At 70.3% G+C, this 23642-nt stretch carries 16 protein-coding genes; 6 read left to right on the forward strand and 10 right to left on the reverse strand.

From position 1 onward, the window contains the following. The coding region (locus tag QM595_RS01450; protein WP_415169741.1) for an amidase family protein at nucleotides 1–2413 on the reverse strand (2413 nt) is incomplete at its 3' end. 132 nt (nucleotides 2414–2545) lie between these two features. Next, a complete protein-coding gene (locus tag QM595_RS01455) occupies nucleotides 2546–6598 on the reverse strand; it encodes an Ig-like domain-containing protein (protein ID WP_415169742.1) in 4053 nt (1350 codons plus the stop codon). 425 nt (nucleotides 6599–7023) lie between these two features. Here QM595_RS01455 and QM595_RS01460 point away from each other — a divergent pair, with 425 nt between their 5' ends. Continuing rightward, nucleotides 7024–8490, forward strand: a complete 1467-nt coding sequence (locus QM595_RS01460) for a DEAD/DEAH box helicase (RefSeq protein WP_415169743.1) — start codon at nucleotides 7024–7026, stop codon at nucleotides 8488–8490. Between the two features lie 51 nt (nucleotides 8491–8541). Here QM595_RS01460 and lepB read toward each other — a convergent pair whose 3' ends face one another. The 8 genes from lepB to QM595_RS01500 form a co-directional block, all read right to left on the reverse strand. Beyond that, complete coding sequence (gene lepB, locus QM595_RS01465; protein ID WP_415169744.1) at nucleotides 8542–9096, reverse strand: signal peptidase I; 555 nt, start codon at nucleotides 9094–9096, stop codon at nucleotides 8542–8544. Beyond that, the gene (locus tag QM595_RS01470) at nucleotides 9097–11094 is read right to left on the reverse strand and encodes an Ig-like domain repeat protein (RefSeq protein ID WP_415169745.1); all 1998 of its coding nucleotides are present in this window, start codon (nucleotides 11092–11094) and stop codon (nucleotides 9097–9099) included. A gap of 2 nt (nucleotides 11095–11096) precedes the next feature. After that, on the reverse strand, nucleotides 11097–11897 hold the full coding sequence (locus QM595_RS01475) for a hypothetical protein (protein ID WP_415169746.1): 801 nt from the start codon (nucleotides 11895–11897) through the stop codon (nucleotides 11097–11099). Between the two features lie 127 nt (nucleotides 11898–12024). Continuing rightward, on the reverse strand, nucleotides 12025–12300 hold the full coding sequence (locus QM595_RS01480; RefSeq protein ID WP_415169747.1) for a helix-turn-helix domain-containing protein: 276 nt from the start codon (nucleotides 12298–12300) through the stop codon (nucleotides 12025–12027). Continuing rightward, the gene (locus QM595_RS01485; protein ID WP_415169748.1) at nucleotides 12297–13748 is read right to left on the reverse strand and encodes an APC family permease; all 1452 of its coding nucleotides are present in this window, start codon (nucleotides 13746–13748) and stop codon (nucleotides 12297–12299) included. Before QM595_RS01485 ends, QM595_RS01480 begins: the two co-directional genes overlap by 4 nt. A gap of 130 nt (nucleotides 13749–13878) precedes the next feature. Continuing rightward, nucleotides 13879–14568, reverse strand: coding sequence for a hypothetical protein (locus tag QM595_RS01490; RefSeq protein WP_415169749.1), 690 nt, complete (start codon nucleotides 14566–14568; stop codon nucleotides 13879–13881). Between the two features lie 48 nt (nucleotides 14569–14616). After that, nucleotides 14617–15765, reverse strand: coding sequence for an acyl-CoA dehydrogenase family protein (locus QM595_RS01495; RefSeq protein ID WP_415169750.1), 1149 nt, complete (start codon nucleotides 15763–15765; stop codon nucleotides 14617–14619). A gap of 45 nt (nucleotides 15766–15810) precedes the next feature. Further along, nucleotides 15811–16482: a TetR/AcrR family transcriptional regulator gene (locus QM595_RS01500; RefSeq protein ID WP_415169751.1), complete on the reverse strand. Its 672-nt coding sequence runs from the start codon at nucleotides 16480–16482 to the stop codon at nucleotides 15811–15813. 122 nt (nucleotides 16483–16604) lie between these two features. Here QM595_RS01500 and QM595_RS01505 point away from each other — a divergent pair, with 122 nt between their 5' ends. The 5 genes from QM595_RS01505 to QM595_RS01525 all read left to right on the forward strand — a co-directional run bounded on the left by QM595_RS01505 (nucleotide 16605) and on the right by QM595_RS01525 (nucleotide 23641). Beyond that, nucleotides 16605–17597 (forward strand): AurF N-oxygenase family protein, encoded by a 993-nt coding sequence (locus QM595_RS01505; protein WP_415169752.1) that lies wholly within the window; start codon nucleotides 16605–16607, stop codon nucleotides 17595–17597. A gap of 105 nt (nucleotides 17598–17702) precedes the next feature. Further along, nucleotides 17703–18914: an acetyl-CoA C-acetyltransferase gene (locus QM595_RS01510; protein WP_415169753.1), complete on the forward strand. Its 1212-nt coding sequence runs from the start codon at nucleotides 17703–17705 to the stop codon at nucleotides 18912–18914. 14 nt (nucleotides 18915–18928) lie between these two features. Further along, the gene (locus tag QM595_RS01515; protein WP_415169754.1) at nucleotides 18929–21115 is read left to right on the forward strand and encodes a 3-hydroxyacyl-CoA dehydrogenase NAD-binding domain-containing protein; all 2187 of its coding nucleotides are present in this window, start codon (nucleotides 18929–18931) and stop codon (nucleotides 21113–21115) included. A 293-nt stretch (nucleotides 21116–21408) separates the two neighbouring features. Next, nucleotides 21409–22131 (forward strand): ABC transporter ATP-binding protein, encoded by a 723-nt coding sequence (locus tag QM595_RS01520; RefSeq protein ID WP_415169755.1) that lies wholly within the window; start codon nucleotides 21409–21411, stop codon nucleotides 22129–22131. Beyond that, complete coding sequence (locus QM595_RS01525; protein ID WP_415169756.1) at nucleotides 22106–23641, forward strand: hypothetical protein; 1536 nt, start codon at nucleotides 22106–22108, stop codon at nucleotides 23639–23641. Before QM595_RS01520 ends, QM595_RS01525 begins: the two co-directional genes overlap by 26 nt. Nucleotide 23642 lies beyond the last annotated feature (1 nt).

Consider the following 23642-nt stretch of genomic DNA (forward strand, 5'->3'; position numbering starts at 1 on the left):
CCTTCTTGCCGGTGGCGCTCAGCACGCCGGCGGGGTTGACCGTGACGGTCAGCACCACGGCGGCCTTCTTCGGCTTCTTCGACACCTTGCCGACCGTCAGGGTCGCCGGCTCGGCAGCGTCCGAGGCGATCGCAACGGTCGTCGGCACGCCGGCCGAGTTCACCGTGGTCAGGCCGGTGACCGTGACGCTCGCGCTACCGGCCTTGAGCGCCTTGAACGTCAGCGTCGTCAAGGTGGTCTCGCCCTCCGCCGCCGGGGAACTGCCCAGCTTGGTGTGGGTCACCGTGACGCTGCCGGTGCTGCTGGTGGTGTAGCTGGTTCCGGTGGTTCCCGCCGGGCCGGTGGAGACCAGTTCCACCGCCGAGGGGTCGAAGCCGAGCGAGAGCCGGTAGGCGTAGAGATCGGCGGCGGACTGGCTGACCGTCACCGTGAAGGTCTCGCCGGCGGCGGGCGTTGTGCTCGGGCCGGTGACGCTCACCGCGCCGTTGCCCGGGGCGTCGGTGTCGGTGCCCGGACCGGCCACGACGTCGCCGTCCAGCGCCGGGTAGAGCGCCGGCGTGGTGCGGTGCTGGGTCTCCTGCTCGAAGGAGTAGGCGATGGCGAGCAGGTCGCCCTCGGCGTAGTCGCGGCCGAGGAACTCCAGGTTGACGCCCGCACCCGGCAGCGTCTCGTCGGCGGTGGTCTGACCCATCGGCACGGTGATCGCGGGCATACCAGTGTTAGGGCTGAGCCGCATGTTCTGGGCATAGCTGCTGTACGGCAGGCCGGTCGGATAGATCAGCGCGTCGAGGTCCTCGGTGTCGAGGAGGTCGGTGATGTACGCCTGGCCGTTGCGCAGCACCGTGGTGTGCGTCCCGGGCGCGTCCTCGGTGCCGATCCAGGCGTCGTACGTCTCCTGGGTGATGGCGTCCCGCGCGGCATAGACGCTCGCGTACGACGGCGTGTAGCGGCCCGAGGCGAGGATCTCGGACAACGAGCGGTACTCCACGTCGGAGTCGAGGTGGCTCTCGATGTAGAGGTTGAGGTCGTGCTTGAACTCGTTGGTGCTGCCGCTGCTCTCGGCGAGGATCTGGGTGGCGGTGATGCCGGTGTCCGGGTCGGCGGACAGCGTGGTGGGGTCGATCTCCTCGACCGTCGCGCCGGCGGCCTCGAGGTCGGCGACGGCGTCGAGGAAGATCCGGCGCGCGGCCTGCTGGGCGTCGGTGCCCGAGGCCGGGGGCACCATCGAGGTGAGATAGGCGAAGTGCTTGCCCGCCAGCGCGTCGGGGTCCAGGTAGCTGGTGTAGGACTCCGGCAGGTAGCCGTCGGTCTCGGCTGTCGCCGAGTCGGCGTCGTCGGTGCCCGCGACCGCGTCCAGGGCGATCGCGATGTCGCTGACCGAGCGCGCCATCGGGCCGCCGGTGTCCTGGCTCAGCGCCAGCGGGATGATGCCCTCGCGGCTGGTCAGGCCGACGGTCGGACGCAGGCCGACCAGTTGGTTGTAGCTCGACGGCACCCGGATGGAGCCACCGGTGTCGGTGCCGAAGCCGATGCCGCCGAGGTTGGCGGAGATCGCGGCACCGGTGCCGCCGCTGGAGCCGCCGGCGGTATTGGCGGTGTTGTAGGGGCTGGCGACGTACAGGCTCTGGCCGGCCTCCGAGAGCGCGCTGAACTGGGAGGTGAAGCCGTAGGCGAACTCGTCCATGCTGGCCTTGCCGAGGATGATGGCGCCGGCCTCGCGCAGGCCCGCGGTCATCGTGGCGTCGTCGGTCGTCTGGTTGTCGACCCAGCAGCCGCAGCCGGCCGAGGTCGGCATGTCCTCGGTGTCGTAGTTGTCCTTGAGCAGCACCGGGATGCCGTCCAGCATGCTGCGAGGCCCACCGTTGGCGGCCCGGGCGGCGTCGCTCTCGGCAGCGGCTTCGAGGGCCACGTCGCTGGTCGAGATGATCGAGTTGAGCGCCCGGCCACCAGTGGACTGGTCGACCACGGTCTTGTCGTAGGCGGCGATCCGGTCGAGGTAGTCCTGAGTGAGCTGCACCGAGGTGATGACACCGGCGTTCATCGCCTTCTGCATCTCCAGCGCACCGGCCTCGATCAGCTCGAACGTGCCGTCGTCGTAGATGACCCGCTGGGCCAGGTCGGCCAGGTCGCCGACCGAGATGGTGCTGTCGCCGTCGAGGTCGGCGGCCGAGACGTCGGCCCAGCCGGCGTCGGCGCTGGTCCGGCCGATGGCAGCGGCCAGCAGGTCGAGGTCGGCCTGGGTGATCTGGCTGTCGCCGGTCAGGTCGCCCTCGGTGTAGTAGGGCTCCAGGAACAGGGCGCCGGTGGGGTCGGCGGCCGCCGTCGCGGTGGGCGACCCGGTCAGGGCGAGTCCGCCGGCGCCGAGGGTCAGGGCGACCGTCGCACCGAGGGCGCGGGTCTTGATTCGTCTCACGTGTTGCTCTCTTCTCGTGGCTTGCTCTTCATGACTGCCGGGCGCGGAGGGTGCCGCAACGTCGAGACACCTGCGCGACCGGCCGAGACGGGCAGCGGGCTGGGCTCGGTCGAGCCCAGCCCGCTGAGGGGGCTACTTCTTCTTCTTGATCACGATCTTCTTGGTGGTCGTGACCACCTCACCGGTGGTGCTGGTGAAGGTGAGGGTGATCGGCACCTTGACCTTGTGCTTGCGGTTGAGGGCCTTGCGGGCGGCCCGCTTGAGCTTGACCCGCAGCTTGACGGTGCCGGGTCCGGCGGTGGTGGTGACGGTGCGGACCTTCTTGCCGGTGGCGCTCAGCACGCCGGCGGGGTTGACCGTGACGGTCAGCACCACGGCGGCCTTCTTCGGCTTCTTCGACACCTTGCCGACCGTCAGGGTCGCCGACGACGAGGCCGCCGACAGCGCCGCCACCGAGACGGTCACCGTCGCCGAGGTCGTCCGCTGACCGGCGGAGTCGGTCACGATCGCACTGAGGGTGACCGACTTGCCGGCGTACTCCGCGCTCGGCGTCCACGAGAAGGAGTACGGCGCCGAGACGTCCGAGCCGACCGACGACCCGTCCACCAGCAGCTCGGCGGCGGCGACCGCGAAGTCGTCCCGCGCCCCGATCAGCGGGCTGATCGACTGGCCGACGCTCACCTGCGTGCCGGTGCCGGGGTCGATCACCGCCGCCGTCGGAGCGTTGTCGGTGACCGTGCCGACGGTGGTGGGCACGGTCGTCGGCTCCGAGGCGACCTGGCTCTGGATCGTCACCGAACCGTCGCCGGAGATCGCCTCGAGTCCGGTGTCGGGGTCGGCGGGGCCGCCGGAGACCGGTGTGCCGGTGCCCAGGTAGCTGCCGGTGACCACGAACGGTGCGTCCGAGCGGACCGCGGAGTTGTCGGCGTTGGCGTTGTAGGCGGCGAACCCGTTGCCGGTGAGGACGTCGCCCGAAGCGGTCAGCGCCCCGGTCGTCTCCGTGCCGGCGTCGGTCAGCAGGATGCCGTAGGACAGCGAGGGGTCGGCCTTGTAGTAGTTGCCGGTGATCCTGCTGTCGTTCACGAAACCGGTCATGCCGCCGGTGAAGGCGATGCCGGTCTGGGCGTAGAGGCTGTTGGGCTTGCCCTTGACGACCGTGTCGGTGACGTAGCCGTTCTGGATGATGCCGGTGCGCACCGCGTTGTCGGTGGAGCCGTCGGTGCCGCGGGCGCCGTCGAACAGGATGCCGCCGGACTGGTAGCCCTTCACGACGCTGTCGGTGACGGTGACCTCGCTCTCCACGGTGCCGGTGCCGGAGCCCTGGATCAGACCGGTCTTGACGATGCCCCAGCCGTGCGGGCTCTCCTCCAGTTCGTCGGCGGTCTGCGCGACCTTCATCGGGCCGACGACGCTCTCGGAGACCCGTCCGGCCGCGCCGAAGAAGGCGATGCCTGCCTCGGCGTAGGTCTCGCCCGCCGTCACCGTGACACCTGAGATGTCGACGAACATCTCGTTGGTGTCGGTGGACCCCAGCGACTGCCGCGAGACGGTGATGACATTGCCGCCGCCGTCACGCAGGTAGGGCTCCACGCCGGCGAGGGTGTCGAGCGACTGGTCCGGCATGATGGTGACCTTGTCGGCCCCCGCCCCCTTGATTTTGAGCGGCTTGGTGATCGTCAGGCCGTTCATGGCCCCGGTCGCTACCGGGTTCGAGGCGTGGTAGACCGGCGTCGAGGACTCCTCGTAGACGCCGTCGCACACCACGATGGTGTCCCACGGCGAGGCATAGTCGACGGCCTTCTGGACCGAGGTGAAGTTGGCGTTGGGGCACTGCTCCTTGTCGTCGTCGACTACCCAGGTGGTGTTGTCGTAGGCGTCGCCGACCTGGTCGTTGAGCTTCACGTTGCCCGCGGTGTTGTCGTAGGAGGCCAACACCTCGGCCGGATCGGGCCCGGAGGTGACCGCGCCGAAGCCAGCGCCGTTCGCCTGGTAGCCGTCGGAGAGGATCAGGTCGTCGCTGGTCGACTCCTGGAACCGCACGTCGGCCAGCTGGATCGAGCCCGAGGACGGCGTACCCTCCTCGCCGAAGCGCAGTTGCACCGAGGCCAGCGAGCTGAGGTCCACGCCCTGGGCCGAGAACTCGCTGAGCGGGACGCGGATCTGGTCGAGCACGATGTGGGTCCGCGTCGTCTGGGTGCCGGTCGACATGTGCAGGGCGTTGCCCCAGCGCTCGTCCCCGGCATGCACGGTCGCCTCGTGACCGGCGGTGTCGGTCAGCGCGATGATGAAGTCCTGGGTGGTCGTCTCCGGGTCGTAGGAGACGGGCAGCTGGTCGCCCGCCTCGTCGAGCCGGTCGGCGTCCGCGCCCGGGTTGCGGAGGTCGAAGAAGTTGACGTCCGCGCCCATCGCCAGCGCCTTCAGGGAGCTCATGTCCTTGTCGGCGGCGGGAATCTGTGCCGTGAGCTCGGCGGTCTGTCCCTCTTCCCAGGCCAGCGCGAGCTGACGGCCATAGGAATGGTTGACCGGCGAGTTCTCCCGGGTGCCGTTCTGGCCGCCGAGCTCGGCCTTGCCCGGCAGCGGGCAGGCCTTAGCGGCGGTGGGCTGGGTGCTCTTGCCGAGCTGGGCGGGTGCGAAGTCGTCGGGCTCGGGGTTACACCAGTCGTAGCCGCCCTTGGTCTCTGCCGGCAGGTCGACCCCGCCGTTGTCGACATAGGGATAGGCGAAGCCGCTGCCGGACAGCGAGCCGCCGAGCGCGTTGAGGGTGAGTGGGTTCTCCACCTCGGGCCGGATCACGTCCACGCGCTCCTCCGAGCCGGGGAAGTAGCTGGTCGAGACCCGCTCCGCACAGTCGATCCGGGTGCCGGACTCGCTGGTGGGGCAGGCCGATTCGGGGATCTGCAGGTGGGACTCGGTGTCGGAGAGCTCACCGGTCATGTAGGGCTCGAAGGCGCCCTCGCCGCCGACATAGCGGCGGAAGAAGGCGGCCATGGTCGCCAGCCCGATCTTCTCCTGGTCTCCCATCCGGGCGACGTCCCCCGAGATCTTGGTGTTCACCTCGGGGTTGTAGGTGTCGGAGTTGTCCAGGGTGTAGGTCTGGTCCGGGTCGTCGTAGTCCGCGGCACCGGACAGGCGCAGGTTGTGCGGCTGGACGTTGTCGCTGTTGGTCGGCTCGGAGTTGCCGCAGGCGGCGTCGGCGACGGTGCCGCCGTCCTGGCCGTCGGCGAACCACACGGTGTTGTACCAGTTGTGGATCGCACCCAGTTGCGAGGACTGGATCCGCGGGAACGGGTTGTCGGCGTCGACATACTGGCTGCGCTCGTAGAACCGGGCCCCCTGCAAGTTAGACACGTCGCCGTCACAGAACGGCAGGATGGTCATATAGGGCACGCCGGAGGGCGCCTTGCGCTCGTAGTCGACAGGCGCCAGCGAGATGACGCCACGCAACGGGTAGCGGGGGCCGTCGGTGCGGATCCGGTTGTAGTCGACGAAGCTGGTGACGGCGTCGCCGCCGCGGGAGTGGCCCATCAGGCCGATCCGGGTCATGTCCAGCTTGCCGACCAGGGTGGTGCCGATGGTGGTGTGCTCGTCGTCTGCCAGGCCGCCCTCCTCGTTGGCGGCGCTGAGCGCGTCGAGGGCCGCGGCGATCAGCTTGCGGCGCTGGTGCATACCCTTCCCCTTGGCGCTGTCCTGCCGCATCATCAGCTGGTCCTGTGACAGCGAGAAGGTGGTGTAGCCCCAGGTGGCGAGGTTCTCGGCCAGGTAGGCATAGCCGGCCTCGTTGCGCTTGTAGGTGGTGCAGGTCGCGGTGGTGCTGTCCTGGCCGGCGTCACAGGAGCTGTGGTTTCCGTGCACCAGCAGCAGCAGCGGCGAGGGGTCGGTGCGGGTCTGGGGCATGTAGAGCTGGCCGCGGATCTCCAGCTCTTCGGCAGCCTGCGAGGTGCCGGCGTCGGGGGCGGCGCCGGCGGAGTTGGGCTCTTGGAGGGCGGCGAGGCCGAGCTTGACCTCCTGGATCACCGAGAACCCGGCGGTGCCGCGCTCCATCGGATCGGGCAGCTGGGTCGTGGTGGCTCCCGTCGGGACCACCGCGTGCGCCGCTGGGTCGGTGGGTGCCAGCGGCACCGCCAACGCGGCGATGAGCGGCACGAGCGCCAGCCGGAGCCGGCGCACGGAGAGAGGTTGTCTCACTGGTTCTCCTGCATCCTGGTGGTGTCGCCGCCCTGGGTTGCCGGCGAGCGTGATGACGCTAGGTGGGTGCCGTTTCCGACCTCGGGCTCCGACGTTTCGTCCAGGTGACCTTGGCGAGTCAGGGGTCACGATCCGATGACTTCAAATGAGACTCGCTCGCCTTTCGGGACTTCTCGAGGGGCCGATAGGGACTTCTCGAGGGGCGGATCGGGACTTCTCGAGGGGCCGATAGGGACCTCTCGGCGGCGAGGAATCGTCGTACGACGACGTGAGCCCGTAGTCTTGACGCAGCGGCCCGCCCAGTCTTGCCTCGTGGCCGCACCTCATCGCCAGGTCTTCGCGACCTGGCCCGAGGCCGGAACATCCGGCCCCGTCCGGCTCGGCCGGGCGGTCCTGGCGAGACATGCCAGATGTGAGAGCACCTCTTGTCTACGAAGACCTTCGCCGATCTCGGCGTGCCCGCCGACCTCGCCACCGTCCTGCGCGAGCGCGGCATCACCACCCCCACCCCGATCCAGGCGGCGACGCTGCCCGACAGCCTCGCCGGCCGTGACGTGCTCGGCCGCGGCCGCACTGGATCCGGGAAGACCTATGCCTTCCTCCTCCCGCTGGTCGCCCGGCTGGCCGGCGGCCGCCCTGCTGCCGCCCGCAAGCCCCGTGCCCTCGTGCTGGCCCCGACCCGTGAGCTGGTCGGCCAGATCAAGGAGTCCCTCGACCCGCTGGCCCGCGCCGCCGGCCTCACCGTCCAGACCATCTTCGGCGGGGTCGGCCAGATCCCCCAGGTCGCCGGGCTGCGCACCGGCGCCGACATCGTGCTCGCCTGTCCCGGCCGGCTGGAGGACCTCATCGGGCAGGGTCACGCCGATCTCTCGGCCGTCGAGATCACCATCCTCGACGAGGCCGATCACATGGCCGACCTCGGCTTCCTGCCCGGCGTCAAGCGACTACTGGCCCGCACTCCCAAGGCCGGTCAGCGGCTGCTCTTCAGCGCCACGCTCGACAACGGCGTCAACGTGCTGGTCAAGCAGTTCCTGACCAACCCGGTGACCCACGAGGCCGACTCGGCGCAGTCGCCGGTCGCCACCATGGACCACCACGTGCTGCACCTGGCCCGCGACCAGCGGGTGCCGGTGCTCACCGACCTGGTCTCCGCGCCCGGCCGCACCGTCGTCTTCACCCGCACCAAGCACGGCGCCAAGGCGTTGGCCCGCCAGCTCAACAAGGTCGGCGTGCCCGCGGTCGAGCTGCACGGCAACCTCTCCCAGGGCGCTCGGACCCGCAATATGGACGCCTTCCACGCCGGCAAGGCGACCACCCTGGTCGCCACCGACATCGCCGCCCGCGGCATCCACGTCGACGACGTGACCCTGGTAGTCCACGCCGACCCGCCGGCCGAGCACAAGGCCTACCTGCACCGCTCCGGCCGCACCGCCCGCGCCGGTGCCGCCGGCACCGTCGTCACGCTGATGACCGATGACCAGGTCAAGGACGTCCGCGACCTGACCCGGGCGGCCGGCATCAGGCCGACGATCACCCGGGTCGACGGCCCCCGTCACCCGGTCCTGGTCGAGCTCGCTCCCGGTGAGCGGACGTTGCCGGGCGGCTTCGTGGCCGAGGTGGTCCAGCCGGCTCGCCAGCCCACCGGCGAGCGGATCAGCACGCGCAAGAGCCGCCCCGGCAGCCGGGCTCGCAAGCGGCAGGCCGGCCAGCCGGCCGAGGGCCAGCGTCAGGGTCAGCAGCGTCAGGGTCAGCAGCGTCAGGCCGAGTCGAGCGGGCAGCCGTCGAAGAGCCAGCGCTCCGGTGGCCGCCGGAGCCGCTCGCGCTCGGGCCAGTCCGGTCGCAGTCAGTCCGGTCGCGGGCACAGCGCCGCCTCGTTCAGCTCGGGGCGCTGAACTCCGAGCGACCTCACGCCGCGCTGGCCGCTGGCCGCGTCGCTCTCGCCCTCACCGGCCGGCCGACCTGATCCGGCCGAGCACGGCCGTGGCGGGGACCGGGCCGGCCTGGCGGGAGTCGAGCGAGGCGGGCCGGTTGTCGCCCATCAGCCACAACGAGCCGGCCGGGACGGTGACGTCGAAGGCCAGCCCGCTCGGTACGACGCCGGCCGGCAGGTAGGGCTCGTCGAGACGGCGGCCGTCGCGCAGCAGTGCACCGGACCCGTCGCAGCACGACAACGACTGGCCGCCGAGGGCGATCACCCGCTTGGTGACCAGGCTGCCGGGGTGGTCGGTGAACCCGCCGGGGTCCCGGAAGACCACGACGTCGCCGGCAGCGACGCCGCGCCCGCCGGCGTACCGGGTGTCGACCCAGGCCCGCTCGCCCACCCGCAGCGTGGGCGACATCGAGGCCGAGACCACCTCGACCCGGGTCCAGTGCCGCCCGGCCCACCAGGTCACCGCGGCCCCGAGCAGGGCGGCGACCAGGAGCAGGCAGAGCAGCCGTGCGGCACCGACCCGGCCCCCACGGGGGGAGCGGGAGGCCGGATCGGTGCCGCCGGTCATCTACTTCTTCCTCACCGTGAGGACCTTCACCGACGAGGTGCTGGCCGAGGCCGTCTCGGTCGCGGCGAACTGGACGGTGATCTTGTGCTTGCCGACCTTCAACTTCGGCAGCACGATCGTCGCCTTGCCGCCGGCCAGGGTGGCGGTGCCGAGCACCTTGCTGCCCTGATAGGCGGCCACCGTGCCGGTGTCGCTACCGGTCACTGTCACCAGCACCCGGCCCTTGACGCCCTTCGTGATCGCCTTCTTCTTGTAGGTGAAGGCGGTGGTGGTGACGGCCGGTGCGCTCGCCGTGCCGGTGGTCTCGGTGACCTCGGCCGTCGTCGTCCCCGTGACGGTGAACGGCGCGGCCGCCGAGGAGGAGGTCAGCCACTCGGTGTCGGACGCCGGGGCGAAGACCGCGACGAGCTGATGGCTGCCCGCCGCCAGCGTGGCCGGCAGCTCGAAGCTGGCCGTGCCGTCGACCAGCGGCACCCCGGAGACCACCAGGTCCGCGCCGGAGACGATCGAGACCGAGCCGGCAGGCACCTCGCCCTCCTCGGCCAGCTGAGCGACGGTGACGCTCGCCGTGACCGGTGTGCCGCCGTACTGCTGGCTCTCGCCGGACAGGCTCAGCGAGGTGCCGGTGGCGTGGCCGCAGGCGTTGGTGGAGTCGACCTGGCCGCCGGGGTTGCCGTTGACGCAGTCGCGGGCCGTGGGCGTCAACGGGTTCTGTGCCCAGAAGTCGCGGGCCACCAGCTTGAAGCCCTGCCAGTGGATCGGCATCGGGCTCTGGTCCTCGTCGCGGACCTGGTGATGGAAGCCGACGTTGACCCAGGCCACCGGGCTGGTGATGGTCTGGCCGTTGGCGTAGTCGAGCACCGACTGCAGCGCCGCGGAGGGGTTCTGGTTGTTGCTGGCGAACTCCTCGGTGGAGTTGTACTGCGTGAAGGTCAGCTCCGGCGTGGTCTCGGCGATCCCCTCGTAGGGGTTGTTCTCCTCGAACTCGATGTCGTAGCCGCGCGCGTGCTGGTCGGCGTTGAGGCTGGTGGGCGCGTAGACGTTGTAGACCCGGCGCTTCGTCATCGCCAGGTTCGCCTCGGTCGTGACGTCGGTGACCGTGGTGGCGAGCGTCGGGCCTTTCAGGCCGGTGCCGGTGACCTCGCTGTCGAAGTAGCGGGCGCTCTGCTGGCTGGCCCCGTCGATGCCGAAGTCCACTCTCCAGAACGCGCTGTGGTGGTGGCCGGTCGCCAGGTCGGTCTCGCCGGCGCCGACCGGCCAGCCGTACGTCGCATCGGCGAAGTCCTCCGGTGAGATGTCACCGGTGGCGCCCAGCCGGGAGATGATGCTGCCGGTGTCGGTGAAGCGGTACTGCGTCTGGTACTCGTACCAGTCCACCTTCGACACCGTCGAGACCACCAGGTCGGTGCCCTGCTCGGTGAAGAGCAGCTCGTCGTCGATCGAGCCCCAGTCCTGCTCGTGCGAGCGGTAGGACAGCCCGGTGGCGACCTCCTGCACGCAGATCGCGGGGATGGTGCGGGCGACATAGCGGTTGTTGGTGCCCGAGCGCTGCAGCCAGACCTGGTCGACGTCGATCAGCTCGCCGTCCGGGCATTCGGAGGGGTCGAGCTTCTGGAGGTACTGGTTGCCGAAGCCGTACGACGTGATGTCGTTCCAGACGTTCTCGCCGCTGTCGTAGGGCACGTTGAGCTGGGCCAGCGCGATCGAGTCGAGCACCCGGGAGTAGCCCTCGTCCTTCGGGCCCTTGACGTAGACGCCCTCCAGGACGATGCCCTTCTTGCTGTCGATATTCCAGCACATGGACCAGCTGGTGCCGTTCTTCAGCGTCTTGCTGATGGTGCCCTGGGTCGAGCAGGCGGTCGGTGCCGCCACCGGGGCGGCCGAGGCAGGCGCGGCCGTGCTGCCGAGGACCGCAAGACCGGCGCCGAGGATGGCGGCGGCCAGGGTTGCGGCCGCGGCCCGGCGGGCGCGGGTGACGGTGTGGGTGAGGAGGCGCATCGTCAGTTCTCCTTTCCGCCGGACAGCGTGCTGACCGCGGTGCGGTCGTTGAGCACGATCACCGACTTGGTGGTGAGGTCGACGACGTAGTCGATGCTCGAGAGGTACTTGCCGCTCGGCTCCTGCAGCTGCAGCTCGACGCAGCGGTGCTCGCCGCAGTCGTCGTCGACCTTGGTCGGCAGCGTGTCGTAGTAGGAGCCGGCGGTCGCGGTCACCGCCTCGGCGGAGATGGGGGTGCCGGTGATGGCGGCGTACTCGGTGGCCAGCCGCTTGCCCTGCTGGGCGTGGATCAGCAGGTCGGTGGCGGCGTAGGTCTCGGCCGGGGAAGGCGGCGGCTGGAGCTTGGCCGAGGTCGCGGTGCCGGTGGTGGTGCCGGCGTACAGGTCGACGGTCACCACGACGGTCTCGCCGGCGGTGTAGTCGTAGTAGGTGACCGCGACGAGCCGGTCGGTGGTGGTGGCGTCCATCGAGGCGAGGTCGATGGAGAGCAGCTCACCACCGGAGGCGCCGGCCACGTCGGTGGCGTCGGCGGGCAGCGCCGCCTTGGCGAGCGCCTCGGCATAGCCGTACTCCTCGATGCTGAGCGGGTCGCGGGGCTGGCCGAGCTCGGCCGGCTTCGCCGAGGGCAACTCCGCGAGGGTGTCGGTTGTGGCGGCCGCCGACTCCTCGGCGGCGATGGGGGTGGTGTGAAGCAGGCCCAGGACCAGGGCTGTCGCCACGATCACCGCGGCGACGGCTGCCGCGATGAGGAGGCGGGTTGCCCCGGTCAGGGACCGTGCGGCACCGGGTAGGTGTTGGCGCACGACGTTCTCTCCTGACTGGTCGGCCGGACGGTGGAGTCACGGCGGCGACGACGCTAGGAACGTTCTGTTTCGGGCAGCTCGCCCGGCGAGCCGTCAGGAGTGAAGATCTGCCGACGCCAACTGAGACTCACCCGGCCGAGCACCCCGACTGCTCGGGGGAGCGGGCCAGCGCCAGCACCCGCCGGCCGAGCATGAAGCCCTTCAGGTCGGGGGTACGCACGAGATACTCCTGCTCCACCAGATGCTTGAGGATCCGGTAGACGGTCGCCTTCGACATCGACAGCCGCTCGACCAGCTGCCGCCCGGTGATGCCCGGGCCGTGCTCGGCGACTGCCTCCAGCACCGCGAACGCGCTGTCGACAGCGGCCGGCTGGCGGGCGAGGTAGCCGTCTGGTTCGCTCATCGAGGCCGCCACGCCACCGGTTCCTCGGGGAGCAGTACGTCGGCGCGCAGCGGGCCCTCGTGGGTGCCGATCCGGGCCACCGTGCCGGGGGAGGTACGACGCAGCAGCACCAGCCAGCCCAGGCCGGCCGCCACCACGCCGGCCAGGACCACCATGCTGGCAACGCTGCCCTCGAGCAGGTCCTCGCGGACCTCGATGACCGTCATGGTGACCACGCCGAGGACCGCCGTCGCCGCGACGATCACATCGCGGCCGCGCAGCTCGCCGAGTCTGCCGAGGAAGGGCACCACCGCGACGCAGGCCAGGGCATAGCCGACGAAGAGCATCAGGGTCGCCGAGACCAGCAGGTCACCGGAGATCCGGGTCGGGTCGCCACCACGCAGCCAGGCCGCCAGCGGCACCACCGCCACGAACGGGGCGCAGACCAGTGCCGCCAGGAACGGGCTGCCGGTGCGTCGTACCGTCCTGCCGAGGGCGGCCGGCAGCAGCCCCTCGCGGGCGAAGCAGAAGAGCAGCCGGCTCACCGCGACCCAGGCACCCAGCGCACAGGCCAGCTCGGCGGCGGCGGTCACCAGCCGGGCCAGGCCGTCGACCACCGACTGCTCCTGCCCGGGGAAGAACCAATGGCCGTGAGCGGTGCCGTCGGTCGCCGAGGAGACCAGCACGCCGAGCAGGAACAGCACGCCGGTGAGGGTGACGCTGACCCGCATCGAGCGGGGCACGGTCAGGTAGGGGCGCTCGGCCTCGACGGCGAGGGTGGCGGCGGACTCGAAGCCCATGGTGATCGTCATGACGCTGGCCGCGCCGACCAGGATCCGGCTCCAGCTCGCGCCCTCCAGCGAGAGGGCGCCGAGCCCGGGCAGGCCGTGCCGGATGGAGAGGGTCACCAGGATGACCAGCAGCAGCGTGAGCACCACGCTCTCGGTGGCCAGTGCGACCCGGGTCGACCACCGGACCCCGGCATAGAGGATCGCCAGGCAGGCCAGCGCGCCGCCGGCGAAGACCAGCCACAGCAGCATCGTGGGTGGCGCCGACCCCGTCATGGTCTCGACGCCCGTCGACGTACGACGTCCGGCGACGACCAGGCAGGACACCACCAAGGTCAGGTAGCCGAGCACCAGCGCGCCCCCGACGACCAGCGCGGCCGCCGGGCCGAGGCCCTTGGCGACATAGGTGTAGAGCGAGCCCGAGGCGGTGAAGCGGGAGGCGAACTCGCTGAAGGCGGCAGCGAGCAGCAACGAGATGCCGACGCCGATGACCACGCTGAGCCACGCGCCGGGGCCGACCAGGAAGGGCAGGCCGAAGGCCACCCCCAGCGCGCTCGCCGAGGGGCAGACGACGGCGATCGAGTGGGCGATCAGGTCGGTCCCGGTGACCGCTCGGCGGTCCAGGCCGTGGAAGGCCGAGCGCTCGCGGACCGTGCTCCAGTCGAACGTGGGCCGTGGCATGGCCACGGACGCTAGGCGGCTCGTGTTACGGCGATGTCACGCCGACTGAGGCCGGTGGGTCAGCGCTTGACCAGGGGGACCTCGTTGCCGGCGTAGTCGGGCTGACGCCCGGGGCGCAATTCTCCGTAGCCTACGGCTCACTTCCAGGAGCGAAAGACCATGAGAACTTGTCGATCTTCCAGTCAGAACCGTCAGTCGCAACGAGGTGTGCCGTGAAGTCGATCAGATTGCTGGGATTGACGAGTTGAACCTGTCCCGCATCGGAGTCGATCATCGCCCCGCTGAGCCAGATCCGCGCGCTTCCGGCCACCGAGGCGGCATTGTCCTCGATCTCCACCGAGGTGTAGGAGAACTGGTCCGCGCCACCGTCGATCACGTAACTGTCGGTGTCCGTTTGACCTAACTTCACCGGCGAGTCCGAGATCATCGGGGTGTAGGAGTCGGCCATGCGCTCGTTCACCTTCAACTCGTCGGCCAACTCCTCGCCGGTGAAGTATTTCCGCAACCGATCCTCGCCCAGAGACAGAGTCGATGAAACCAACTCCTCGGGCAGGTAGGCGAGCGCCGGATGGGTAGCTATCTCATAGACGCCCGCGTCTCGCTCCTCGGCGTTTTTCGTGGGCTCTTTGAAGAGGGCGTCCACGGCACCGATCTGTTGCCGTGCCATGAGCGCGCCCTCGACGACATCGGTCACTGCCTCCGTGTCCCGGGAAGCGGCGCTTCTGCTCGCGGCCACGCCGACTGCGCCGGCTGAAACGACTCCCAGGCAGACAAGCCCGAGGAGCGTCCATCGCTTCGGCCGAGCCAGGGAGAGCTCCATGGAGTCGTTTCTAACCTGTCGAGCTCGGAGCCGGCGCTCGGAAGGTTCTCAGAGGCCGAGGAAGCGGCTGATGATGAGCTTCTGGACCTCGGTGGTGCCGCCGTAGATGGTCTGGATCCGGCTGTCGACGTACGCCTTCGCGATGGGGTACTCCATCATGTAGCCGTAGCCGCCGTGGAGCTGGACGCCCTGGTCGACGAACCTCTTCTGCAGCTCGGTGGTCCACCACTTCGCCATCGAGGCGAGCACGGTGTCGGCAGTGCCGGCGTTGAGCTGGGTGATGGCGTCGTTGACGAACAGTCGGGCGAGATAGGCCTCGGTGGCCATCTCGGCGAGCAGGAAGGAGTTGTGCTGGAACCGGCCGATCGGCCGGCCGAACGCCTCCCGCTCGCGGGCGTAGTCCAGGCACAGGTCGAGCACGTGCTCGAGCGCGCCGACGGCGATCGAGGCGACCGAGATCCGCTCCTGCGGCAGCAGCGTCATCAGCGAGACGAAGCCGGAGCCCTCCTCGCCCAGCAGGTTCTCCTTCGGCACCCTCACATCGGTGAAGGAGAGCTCGGCGGTGTCCTGCGCCTTCATGCCCATCTTGTCCAGATTGCGGCCGCGCTCGAAGCCCGCCATGCCCCGCTCTACGACCAGCAGTGAGACGCCGTGCGCGCCCGCCTCGGGGTTGGTCTTGCAGACCACGATGACCAGGTCGGCGTTGATGCCGTTGGAGATGAACGTCTTGGTGCCGTTGAGGAGGTAGTGGTCGCCCTGGTCCACGGCGGTGGTGCGCACGCCCTGCAGGTCGGAGCCGGCGCCCGGCTCGGTCATCGCGATCGCGGTGATGGTCTCGCCGGACACGCAGCCGGGCAGCCACCGCGCCTTCTGCTCCGGCGTCCCGAGGTGGCTGATATAGGGGACGATGATGTCGGTGTGGACGAAGAAGCCCGGTCCGCTCGCGCCGACCCGGGTCAGTTCCTCGTGGAAGACCGCGTTGAACCGGAAGTCCTTGATGCCCGGGCCGCCGTACTCCTCCTCGACGTCGAAGCAGAGCAGCCCGGCGTCTCCGGCCTTGGTCCAGAGCTCGCGCGGCACGATGCCGGCCTCCTCCCACTGGTCGTGGAAGGGCACGACCTCCTTCTCGATGAAGGCGCGGCAGGTGGCACGGAAGTCCTCGTGCTCGGCCTCGTAGATGGACGGTTTGGTGGGCATGGTGGCTCCTCGGCGGGTCGTACGACGACCCTGACAGTACTACTGTCAGCGTTCCGATAGGAGCCGGATCGACAGTTCCGTGTCCGGCTGCAGCGGCAGGCCGAGCTGTGCCACCAGGTCGAGCAGCACCGCCTGGGCCTGCCGGGTGAGCCGGACGATGACCTCCTCGCGGGTCTCGTCGGCGTGCTCCAGCCACCAGACGATGCCGGTGTCCACCATCGCGATCAGTCCGGCCAGCACTCGCTCCAGCAGGCCGCGGTCGAGCGCGTCCTCGCCGACCAGGCCGACGACGGTGTCCACGATCGCGCCGAGCAGGCCGGCCCGGGCGTTCTGCATGGTGAGGGTCTGCGTTCGCAGCGCCAGGAAGCGGTAGAGGTTGGGATGCTCGGCGGCCCAGCCCACCGCGCTGGCGATCCGGTCGTGGACCATCTCGTTCACGGCACCCTGGCTGCCGGGCGGCGGGGTGAGCCGGTCGAGCAGCTCGGCCGCGGTGTAGGCGACCACCGCCTCGTCGAGCTCGTCGCGGCTGGCGAAGATCCGGTACACGTGCGGCCGCGGCACCCCGGCCCGCTCGGCGATGGCGGCCACCGCCGGCTCGGGCCCATTGGCGTCGATCTCGGCCACCGCGGCGAGCACCAGTCGCTCGCGCCGGGCGGGGCTGGAGCCGCCACCGGACCGCCGCGCCGCGGTGGTGTCGGTCCGCTTCGCCGTCGCCACGACGGTCACGCTACCGCCGTACCCGTCGCGGAGGCGTCGCCGTACGGGGTACACCTTGTACCGCCCGGGCGGTCGTGGTTACATGGACGGGTACAACAAGTACCCAAACAAGGTGGGCAGCGATGACGGTGACCAGCGAGCGACCCGACTACGTGTCGCAGGGACGACAGGGCTACTACGACACCCTGCGCACCCTGTCCGTGGCCTCCGTCGACCACCACTTCGACGCGTTCAAGGACATCGACTGGGACGACCCCGACTTCGTGGTCGACCGGAACGACGAGCGCTGGATCCTCGGGCCGGAGGACAACCTCGGCGCCCACCCCTGGTATCGCACGCTGCCCCGGGACCGTCAGATCGAGGTCGGCATCTACCGCTGGGCGCTGATCTGCAAGGTCGGCCTGCAGTTCGAGCAGCTGCTGATCAGCGGGATCATGTTCGACAACCTCAAGCGCCGCAACGGCAACCCGGAGTTCCGCTACTCCACGCACGAGGCGACCGAGGAGTGCCACCACACCCAGATGTTCCAGGAGTTCGTCAACCGGACGGGCACCGACGTGGCCGGCGCGCCGACCTGGTTCCGGCGGCTGATCCCGCTCGTCGCGATGCTGGGCTACTGGGCGCCCGCCGGCTTCTGGATGGGTGTGCTCGCCGGCGAGGAGCCGATCGACCACCTGCAGAAGCGGTTGCTCCGAGCGAACGGCAACCTCCACCCGATGCTGCGGCGGATCATCTCCATCCACGTCGCCGAGGAGGCCCGCCATATCGGCTTCGCTCATCAGTACCTCACCCAGCACACGCCCCACCTGTCCGGCCGGCAGCGCGCCCTGCTGGGGCTGGCGACGCCGCTGGTGATGCGGCTGCTGTGCGACGTCATCATGCGGCCCAGCGCCGAGGCGATCGAGGCCATGGGCATCCCCGAGGAGGTGGCGCGCGAGATCTGGTGGGACAACCCCGAGGCCGGCAAGTTCCTCCGCGACCTCTTCGCCGACGTGCGGATGCTCTTCGACGACCTCGGCCTGCGCGGCCCGGTGGCGCGCCGGCTGTGGCGGGCGATGGGCATCGACGGCCGCCCCGCTCGCTACCGCTCCGAGCCGGCCGCCGCCGCGCACTGAGGGTGGTTGGCGTCGTACCGTCTCCTTGACCGTGACAGTATTGCTGTCACAATCGTGAGTGGCTGACACCACCCATCCTCCGAGCGATCCTTCAAGGGGACTCACATGCCCGAAGCATTCATCTACGACCACCTGCGCACCCCGCGCGGGCGCGGCAAGAAGAGCGGCGCCCTCTACGAGGTCAAGCCGATCGACTTGGTCACCGGCCTGCTCGACGAGGCGCAGAAGCGCAACCCCACCCTCGACACCGGCCGAGTCGACGACATCGTCCTCGGTGTGGTCTCGCCGATCGGCGACCAAGGCATGGACATCGCCCGGGTCGCCGCGCTGACCTCCGGCCTGCCCGAGACCGTCGCCGGCGTCCAGCTCAACCGGTTCTGCGCCTCCGGGCTGGAGGCCGTCAACCAGGCCGCCGCGCGGGTGCGCTCCGGCTGGGAGGACCTGATCATCGCCGGCGGCGTGGAGTCGATGAGCCGGGTCCCGATCGGCTCCGACGGCGGTGCCTGGGCGATGGACCCGGCCACCTCGCTCACGACCAACTTCGTGCCGCAGGGCATCGGCGCCGACCTGATCGCCACCATCGAGGGCTTCAGCCGCGAGGACGTCGACGCGCTGGCCGCCGAGTCCCACGCCCGCGCCGACAAGGCCTGGGCCAACGGGCTCTACGACAATGCCGTCGTCCCGGTCTACGGCCGCAGCGGCAATCTGGTCCTCGCCAAGGACGAGCTGATCCGGCCCGGCACCACCGTCGAGTCGCTCGCCGGCCTGAAGCCGTCGTTCGTCGACCAGGGCCGCGACGCCGGCTTCGACGAGGTGGCGCTCGCGAAGTACACCTGGCTGGAGAGGATCGACCACGTCCACCACGCCGGCAACTCCTCCGGCATCGTCGACGGCGCCGCGATCGTGCTGATCGGCAACGAGCAGGTCGGTCAGGACTACGGGCTCACCCCGCGCGCCAGGATCGTGTCCACCGCCGTCATCGGCTCCGAGCCGACGATCATGCTCACCGGACCCGCCCCCGCCGCCCGCAAGGCCCTCGCCAAGGCCGGCCTGACCGCCGCCGACATCGACCTGTGGGAGATCAACGAGGCGTTCGCCGCCGTCGCGCTGCGCTTCATGAAGGACATGGGCATCACCGCCGAGGTCACCAACGTCAACGGCGGCGCCATCGCCATGGGCCACCCGCTCGGTGCCACCGGCGCGATCATCCTCGGCACGCTCGTCGACGAGCTCGAGCGCCGGGGCCAGCGCCGCGGCCTCGCCACGCTCTGCGTCGGCGCCGGCATGGGTATCGCCACCATCGTCGAGATCGTCTGAGACAAGGAATTCCAATGACTGAATCCGCAGTTAAGTACGACGTCGACGCCGACGGCATCGCCACGCTGACCCTCGACGACCCGAGTCAGTCGGCCAACACCATGAACGAGGCCTATGTCACCGGCATGGCCGCCGCCGTCGACCGGCTCTACGCCGAGCTCGCCCAGGACGAGCAGAGCGTGACCGGCGTCGTCATCACCTCGGCGAAGAAGACCTTCTTCGCCGGCGGCGACCTCAACCGGATGCTGCCGCTACGCAAGGAGAACGTCGCCGAGATCTTCGCCGAGGTCGAGGGCATCAAGGCGATCCTGCGTCGGCTGGAGCTCTTCCCGAAGCCGATCGTGGCGGCCGTCAACGGGGCCGCGCTCGGCGGTGGCCTGGAGATCGCGCTGACCGCCAACCACCGCATCGCGGTCGAGGGCCGCTACGAGATCGGGCTGCCCGAGGTGACCCTCGGCCTGCTGCCCGGCGGCGGTGGCGTCACCCGCACCGTCCGGATGTTCGGCCTGATGACCGCGCTGATGGACATCCTCGGCACCGGCGCCAGGTTCAAGCCGGCGCAGGCGTTGGAGAAGGGCCTCGTCGACGAGCTCGTCGCGACCCCGGAGGAGCTCGTCCCGGCGGCCAAGGCGTGGCTGCGGGCCAACCCGGAGAGCAGCACCCAGCCGTGGGACAGGCCCGGCTACAAGATCCCCGGGGGCACCCCGTCCTCGCCGTCATTGGCGGCCTTCCTGCCGGCATTCGCGCCGCTGGTGCGCAAGCAGATGAAGCAGGCCGACTACCACGCTCCCAAGGCGATCCTCTCCGCTGCCGTCGAGGGCGCCCAGGTCGACTTCGAGACCGCCAGCCGCATCGAGTCGCGCTACTTCGTCGACCTGGTCACCAGCCAGCAGGCCAAGAACATGATCCAGGCGTTCTTCTTCGACCTCGGCTCGATCAACGCAGGTCGCGCGCGGCCGGCCGGCGTGGAGAAGTACACGCCGCGCAAGGCGGTCGTGCTCGGCGCGGGCATGATGGGCGCCGGGATCGCCTACGTGCTCGCCCGTGCCGGTGTGGACGTCGTACTCAAGGACGTGACGGCGGAGGCCGCCGAGAAGGGCAAGGCCTACACCGCCGGCCTCAACGCCAAGGGCGTCGAGCGCGGCAAGATCACCCAGGAGAAGGCCGAGGAGATCCTGGGCCGGATCACCGCAACCGCCGAGGCCGCCGACGCGCGGGGCGCCGACATGGTCGTCGAGGCGGTCTTCGAGGACGTCGCACTCAAGCAGCGGGTCTTCAACGAGATCACGCCGTTCCTGGCCGAGGGTGCGCTGCTGTGCTCCAACACCTCGACGCTGCCGATCACCGAACTCGCCAAGGGCCTCGACGGCACCGACGCGGCCGGTCGGTTCATCGGGCTGCACTTCTTCTCGCCCGTCGACAAGATGCCGCTGGTCGAGATCATCAACGGCGCCGACACCTCCGAGGAGACCCTGGCCAAGGCCTACGACGTCGTCCAGGTCATCAAGAAGACCCCGATGATCGCCCACGACTCGCGGGGCTTCTACACCTCGCGAGTCATCGGCACGATGATCGAGGAGGGGCTGGCGATGCTGGCCGAGGGCGTGGCGCCGTACACGCTCGACCGGGCCACCACCCAGGCCGGCTACCCCACGGGCGTGCTGCAGCTGGCCGACGAGCTCAACCTCGAGCTGATGGTCAAGATCGCGAAGACCACCCGGGAGGCGCTGGGGGCGACCGAGCTCACCGTGACCGAGAAGGTCTGCGACCCGCTCATCGAGGCCGGTCGCAGCGGCCGTCTCAAGGGCGCCGGCTTCTACGACTACGCCGACGGCAGGCGCGGCTCGATCTGGGCGGGGCTGGCCGAGCTGTTCCCGGTGGCGCAGGAGCAGATCTCGCTGCGCGACATCAAGGACCGGCTGATGGTCCGTGAGGCGATCGAGACCGCGAGGTGCTTCGAGGAGGGTGTCGTCACTTCGGCGGCGCACGCCAACATCGGCTCGATCTTCGGCATCGGCTTCCCGCCGATGACCGGCGGTGCGGCGCGCTACATCACCGGCTTCGACGCCCCCGACGGCTCCTACGGCATCGACGCCTTCCTGGCCCGGGCCGACGAGCTGGCCGACAAGTACGGCGAGCAGCTCCGCCCGACGTCGTACCTCCGTGAGCTGGCAGCGAAGGGGGAGTCCCTCCCGGCCTGACCACCCCCCACCCCCCGTGAGCAGTCGCAAACTGACGTCAATCTGGCGGTGAGCGGTCGCAAACTGACAGTGACAACGTGGTGAGCAGGCGCAAACTGACATGCCGGCGCGCGACCGGACGTCGCTTGACGGCCCGTGCTGGCAGGCGGTCGCAAGCCGGCGCCTCGGCCCAGCGTCAGTTTGCGCCTGCTCACCCGCTCTCGCGTGTCAGTTTGCGCCTGCTCACCGGGTTTTGGGTGTCAGTTTGGGACTGTTCGCCGGACGCCGGGCGCTGTTCTTGGCACGATGGGGCGGTGAGTGGGGGAGTCCCAGGGCTGGCCGTCGAGGTGCGTGGCCTGCACGTCCGGTTCGGCGAGGTCGAGGCCGTTGCGGGAGTCGACCTGGCGGCAGCCGCCGGCCAGAGCACCGCTTTGCTGGGCAGGAACGGCGCCGGCAAGTCGACCACCATGCGGGTCCTCGCCGGGGTGGTCCCGCCGACCCAGGGCCAGGCCCTGGTCGCGGGGTACGACGTGCGCGCCGACCCGATGGCGGTCAAGCGGGCGGTGGGCTACTGCCCCGATGTCGGCGGCCTGGTGCCGCGCGCGACGCCGTGGGAGCACCTGCAGCTCTCGGCGCGACTGCGCCGGATGCCGACGGGCTGGGAGCAGCGGGCCCGCGAGCTGCTGGAGCGGTTCGAGCTTGGCGACGTGGCCCACCGGGTCACCAGCGGCTTCAGTCACGGCATGGGCCGCCGGCTCTCGGTCGTGCTCGCCGCGTTCCACGACCCCGCCGTGCTCCTGCTCGACGAGCCGTTCGACGGCGTCGACCCGATCGGCGTCGAGGCGACCCTGGAGGTGGTCAGCGACGCCCGGGCGCGCGGCGCCTGCGTGCTGGTCTCCACTCACCTGCGCGAGCTCGCCATCGAGGCGTGCACCGAGGTGCTGGTGCTGCGCGGCGGCGCCAAGGTGGCGATGGTGAGCGCCGGCGAGATGGCGGGCGAGGAGGGCGCACGTGCCTACCGCGGCCTCCTCGACTGAGCCTTCCCTCCTCCGCCGCGAGCTGTGGGCGGTCCAGGACGTCGGCCACCTGCTGCGCTTCCGCGCCGGCACGGTACGACGGCGCCGACTCTGGCTCGCGCTGGCGATCTTCGGCGCGATCACTCTGGCTGCCGTGCTGATCCCGGCCTTCATCCCTGGCGCGGGCGACTCCGATCATGCGCTGGACGCGCTGATCCTGCAGCCCTCGGCGTATGCCGGCTTCCTGCTGCTCGCGCTCGGTTCGGCCATCGCCTCGGGCGGCGGCCGCGAACTGGTCTCACGCGAGCAGTTGGTGGGTTACCCCGTCAGTCCCACCACCGACCACCTCGGCGCGCTGCTGCTGGCGCCGCTCAACATCGCCTGGATGCTGCAGTCATGGCTGCTTCTCGGCAGCGGCTCCTACGGCACCGGCCCACGACTGTTCCTGCCGTTGGCGATCGGCACGGCACTGTGGATCCTCGCCGCCACCGCGCTCGGCCAGGTGATCGCCTGGACGATGGAGGGCGTCCGCCGGCTGCCGTACGGCGTGCTCGTGGTGCGCGCCGTGGGCGGGCTGCTCCTCGCTGCCGCGGCGGCGCTGCAGCTCACCGGCCACCTGGCGGGCTTCCTCGACTCGTTGCCGACCACCTGGATCGTCGCCGGCCTGGTGAGCGACTTCGGACCGCGCTGGCTGCTCACCATCGCCGTCCTGGTCGCGCTCTTCGTCGGCGCGGTCGTGCTCGGCGCCGTGCCGGCCCATCTCGCCGCCCGCCGACAGCCGCGCGATGAGCTGCGAGTGGAGAGCGGTCGCTACCGTGCCCGCCCGCTCAGCCGTACCGACCTCGGCGCGCTGCTACGACTGGACCGAGGCAGCGTGTGGCGCTCGGTACCGATGCGCCGCGGCCTCGCGGTGCTCGCCATCGGCCCCGGCCTGGTCTCGCTGGCCGGCGCGCTGCCGTGGAGCCAGATGACGATCCTGCCGGGCCTGGTCGCCTCGGGCGGCGCCCTGCTCTTCGGCGTCAACGCCTGGTGCCTCGACGTACGCGGCGTGCTCTGGCGGGAGTCGCTGCCGGTCGCGCCCGGACTGGTCTTCGCGGCCCGGGCCTGGGTGCTGTTCGAGTTCCTGCTGGTGGCGGCGCTGGTCACGCTGCTGCTCGCGGCGATGCGAGCCGGTACCCCGACGGCGGCCGAGGTGGCGGCACTGGCCTGCACGCTGGTCGTGGTGGTGCTGCAGGTGGTCAGCACCGCGCTGCGATGGTCCTCGCGCAACCCCTATCCGGTGGACCTGCGCTCCGCCCGCGCCACCCCCGCCCCACCGGTGGCGATGGTCGGCTACTCCGCGAAGCTCGCGCTCACCACCACGTTGACGTCCCTGGTCTTCTCCGGGCTCTCCCATGTGCCCGCCTGGCCGCTGTCGATCATGGCGGCCGCGCCGTTCGTCGGCTGGTCGCTGCTCCGGCTGATGCAGGCCCGCGACGGCTGGGTCGAGCCGGTCAGCAGGGCTCGCGTGGTGATGACCGTCGCGGGCTAGC

The organism is Nocardioides sp. (assembly GCF_047607185.1).
In the GTDB taxonomy this organism is placed as follows: domain Bacteria; phylum Actinomycetota; class Actinomycetes; order Propionibacteriales; family Nocardioidaceae; genus Nocardioides.